Raw genomic sequence first — 4,150 nt, forward strand, 5'->3', positions numbered from 1 at the left:
AGTTCTAGATTTTCTTCATTCGCCACTCCTTTAACATAGGAAATTGCGATATCCATTTTACTCATCGAGGAAATTTGATGTAGTTCGAAACGGAGGTTGGTATCTCTTATTCGTCTACGAATAAGTGCGGTATTTAAAACAATGTTCTCCGTAAAACCGTCCCGAGATCCACGTACCACTTTTTCGTTGTCTGGCTCCTCGGGTGTTCTACCGGGGTAACTTCTTACATCTACCGTATAAACTGATCCATTTTCCAAAATGAATGTCACTTGGCCACTTAATAGTGCCGAAATCCACTTTTCTTTTGAGTCATATTGCGTGATAGAGTAGTAAGGAAAATAGTGATTCATGATTTCATTTTGAGAAACATCCTCTTCCGGAGGATTCTTCATAGTCCCCGTCATTAAATCGGTTAATGTCGGTCCATCAATGAGACCATTAATGTAAACAAGTAATACCGGAAATTTAAACAAGTGGGTGTGAAGGAGTCCAAAATCATAGGACTCGTTCTCCCCAAACTTTTCTTTTAAATACGCTTCTGCCTCGGTCATATCCTTAAATAGTGTCTTCGTAATAATCACCTATCTCTAGCTTTTGTATTAGCAGTACTGCCTACAGGTACCAACCAGCTCTTTAACTGTGTCAAAATTTTCTTTTCTAGTCTCGACACTTGAACTTGGGATATCCCTAACCTTTCGGCAATATCACTTTGAGTACAGTCTAGGTAATAACGCAGATAAATAATCATCTGTTCTCGTTTTTCTAATTTTTCTACTAGTTCTCTTAGAGGGATATGATCGAATGACTTTTCTGAACGTTCATCTTTCATTTGGTCCATCAAAGTCAAAGCATCTCCACTGTCATTTTCATAGAGTTGCTCCTGCAAGGAAGCGGGATCTCTAAGAGCGTCGGTCGCCATGACAATATCCTCTCTAGAAACTTCTAAAATACTTGCTAGCTCCAAAATGGTTGGCTGCCGCTCATGCGTTTTAAGAAAGTCATCCGTTGCGTGACGAATTTTAAAGTTCAACTCCCTAATGGAACGACTAATTTTGACCATTCCATCATCTCGAAGAAATCTCTGAATTTCTCCAATAATCATAGGAACAGCATACGTTGAAAACTTCACTTCATAGGACAAGTCAAATTTATCAACCGATTTCATAAGACCGATACATCCAATTTGAAATAAGTCCTCTAGGTCCGCCCCCCTAGAAGCAAAACGCTGAACAATAGACCAAACCAATCTTGTATTTCCTTCTATCATTTGTTGTCTGGCGAACTTATCACCCTCTTGTGACAGGGCTATTAGCTCTCTCATCTTCTCCTGGGTCAGTAAAATTGTTGGCTTATTGTTCATCATTAGACGATCCTAACTGATTCTTGAATTGGTACAAATTTCTTTGTGATGGTTACGGTTGTCCCCCTATCAGGAATGGAGTATATATCCACATCATCACTGAAGCTTTCCATTATAGTAAAGCCCATACCAGAACGTTCCTGCTCAGGCTTGGTTGTATATAAAGGTTCTCTTGCCTGTGTGACATCTTTTATGCCACGACCATAATCTACTATAGAAACAACTATCTCTCTTCCACTACGTTGTGCATGTATCTCAATCTTCCCTACGCCATCCTCTTCATAACCGTGTACAATTGAATTGGTCACTGCTTCCGAGATAACTGTCTTAAACTCTGACAGCTCCTCAATAGTCGGATCGATCGCAGATATAAAACTAGACATCACCATTCTTGCTAATGCTTCATTCTCACTTTTGGCAATAAAAGATAATGTGATTTCATTGTCCATAAACTATTCCCCCTAACTTTGAAATTATTTCAATTTCTGACTCACTGTAAATGTACGGGCTTAAACCTGCGAACTGAAAAATTTTACGCATAGTGGGTGATGGATTAACAATAATGGTCTGACCATCAATTGGAGCTAACTCTCGCATTCTACCTAGAATGAGTCCAATACCTGAGCTATCCATGAAATTTAAATCTTTTAAATTCCAAACAAGAACCTTAATAGAGCCATTCTTAATCATTGGTACTATCTCATTTCTTATTTCTGTCGTGCTATGATGGTCTAGCTCACCTTTCAATCGAATAATAACTATTTCGTCGCCTACTTTTTCAACATCGTGTTTCATAAAATCGCCTCCTCATAAAACGCAATTCCACATAGAATTCTATAATCCTTTGCAACTGACAAAAGTAGAAGAAATCATCGCAATTTAGAAGATATTCGACAAAAGGTCTATACACATCCAGTATGGGTAAATTAAACATTTTTTAAACAAAAAAAAGACAGCAATTTAAGATATTTTTAAATCTTAGATTGCTGCTTATATGAATCAATTTTATTTTGCTATTTTAAAGAAAAATCAGGACAGAATAAGGACATGTTAAGCAATTAACATATAAAGTAGAATTGATTTCTGCTCTAGTCGGACGCTTTCCGCGGGGGAAGCTATAAATAAATGAAATAATAAAAAGAAAAATGTAAGTCATCTGCTTTTTAAAGAGGAAAGTAGAATTGATTTTCGCTTTCGGCGGACGCTTTCCGTGGGGTGAGTGATAAGCCATCACCCATCGCTTGCGCGCGTGGTTGTGATGTCTTATCTAGCTCACTCATCCCACAGGAGTCGCCGCCTGACGCTTCAATCAACAGGAGAATATGCTTGTATTGGATTGGTAAATCACTAATTTATGAAAGTGATTCTAAAAAATATAAATGAAACAATTTCTATTCTTCCAACTAGGAAGCTGTAGTGGTTATATGAGAGTATTTATTTTCTATTAAAACCTTTTCAAACTCAACTCGAATTACTCGGCTAATATCAAAAATTTTAAGCATCCAATTATATAATTCTTCAACTCTACAATCATCATTAACTTCTTTCATAACAACATCGTGATGATGCTTATTATTTTGAGTGTAGAACCTAGGCGCAACAAAGTTTCACTTCCCTGGATGAATCCATCAAGAAGTGGCACAGCAGAGACAAATAAGACCCTGAAAACCTTACATGTGTAAAGTTATCAGGGTCTTATCAATTTCGAGAAAGATTTTAGTGTTATTCTGTTATTACTTCATAAATTAAAGGCGGTGCATCTTTTTGTGCAGCTTCAATTTGGATGTTTTTGTGTAATTTATTGATAACATCTTGGATATCTTCAGAGTTAGCATGGATGGTAGCTAGTGATTCGCCTTTTTCTACACGATCTCCTACCTTTTTGTTAAGGATAATTCCTACTGCTAAATCGATTTCTGACTCTTTCGTTGCTCTTCCAGCTCCTAGTAACATAGCTGCAGTACCAATTTCGTCCGCTTCCATATAAGTTACGTAGCCCGATTCAGTAGCAGATAATTCTGTTACAAAAGCAGCCTTCGGTAGTAAATCTGTATTGTCGACAACGTTTTCGTTTCCACCTTGCCATTTAATGAATTGCTTGAAAATTTCTAAAGCAGATCCATCATCGATTACCTTTTGTAGCATTGCTCTAGCTTCTTCTAGTGTTTCCGCTTTTTCTCCAACTACAACCATTTGGCTACCTAAAGTTAAGCACAGTTCCGTTAAATCCTCTGGGCCATTTCCTTTAAGCGTATCTATCGCTTCCTGTACCTCTAGAGCGTTTCCGATTGCTCGGCCTAGTGGTTGACTCATGTCAGAAATAATTGCCATTGTTTGACGTCCAACACTATTACCGATTTGCACCATAGCTTTTGCTAGCTTACGAGCATCTTCAGCCGTTTTCATGAATGCTCCATCACCAGTTTTAACGTCTAGCACAATTGCACCAGCACCTGCTGCAATTTTTTTACTCATTATAGAGCTTGCAATAAGCGGAATGCTATTAACTGTTGACGTTACATCTCTAAGTGCATACAGTTTTTTATCTGCTGGAGTCAAGTTACCGCTTTGACCGATTACAGCCACTTTTATTTCATTTACTTGTTTTACAAATTGCTCAGAAGATAATTCTACATGGAAGCCTTCAATTGCTTCTAGCTTGTCTATTGTTCCACCAGTGTGACCTAAACCGCGTCCACTCATTTTTGCTACTGGAACGCCACAAGCAGCTACTAGAGGTCCTAAAACTAAAGTAGTTGTGTCGCCTACCCCACCAGTAGAATGCTTATC

The 4,150-nt window shown here is 38.0% G+C and carries 5 protein-coding genes; all 5 read right to left on the reverse strand.

Annotated elements, in window-relative coordinates; translation table 11 throughout:
- Positions 1-581 (reverse strand): spore germination protein (locus tag AC06OU_RS05230; protein WP_475854432.1); only part of this gene is annotated, 581 nt, incomplete at its 3' end.
- A complete protein-coding gene (locus tag AC06OU_RS05235; protein ID WP_169361314.1) occupies positions 578-1,363 on the reverse strand; it encodes a SigF/SigG family RNA polymerase sporulation sigma factor in 786 nt (261 codons plus the stop codon). The genes AC06OU_RS05230 and AC06OU_RS05235, both read right to left, overlap by 4 nt.
- Positions 1,363-1,809, reverse strand: a complete 447-nt coding sequence (gene spoIIAB / locus AC06OU_RS05240; RefSeq protein WP_475854434.1) for an anti-sigma F factor — start codon at positions 1,807-1,809, stop codon at positions 1,363-1,365. The genes AC06OU_RS05235 and spoIIAB overlap by 1 nt, the downstream gene beginning before the upstream one ends.
- Entirely contained in the window at positions 1,799-2,155 is a 357-nt protein-coding gene (locus AC06OU_RS05245; protein WP_169361316.1) for an STAS domain-containing protein, read from the reverse strand. Before AC06OU_RS05245 ends, spoIIAB begins: the two co-directional genes overlap by 11 nt.
- 927 nt (positions 2,156-3,082) lie before the next feature.
- A partial coding sequence (locus AC06OU_RS05250; RefSeq protein WP_475854436.1) for a pyrimidine-nucleoside phosphorylase occupies positions 3,083-4,150 on the reverse strand: 1,068 nt, incomplete at its 5' end.

This window comes from Psychrobacillus sp. (assembly GCF_056205495.1).

What these genes read in the sequence shown, in the direction of transcription:
- spoIIAB (WP_475854434.1), bottom strand. Translation starts at nt 1,809, where the DNA reads ATGGACAATGAAATCACATTATCTTTTATTGCCAAAAGTGAGAATGAA.
- AC06OU_RS05235 (WP_169361314.1), bottom strand. Translation starts at nt 1,363, where the DNA reads ATGATGAACAATAAGCCAACAATTTTACTGACCCAGGAGAAGATGAGA.
- AC06OU_RS05245 (WP_169361316.1), bottom strand. Translation starts at nt 2,155, where the DNA reads ATGAAACACGATGTTGAAAAAGTAGGCGACGAAATAGTTATTATTCGA.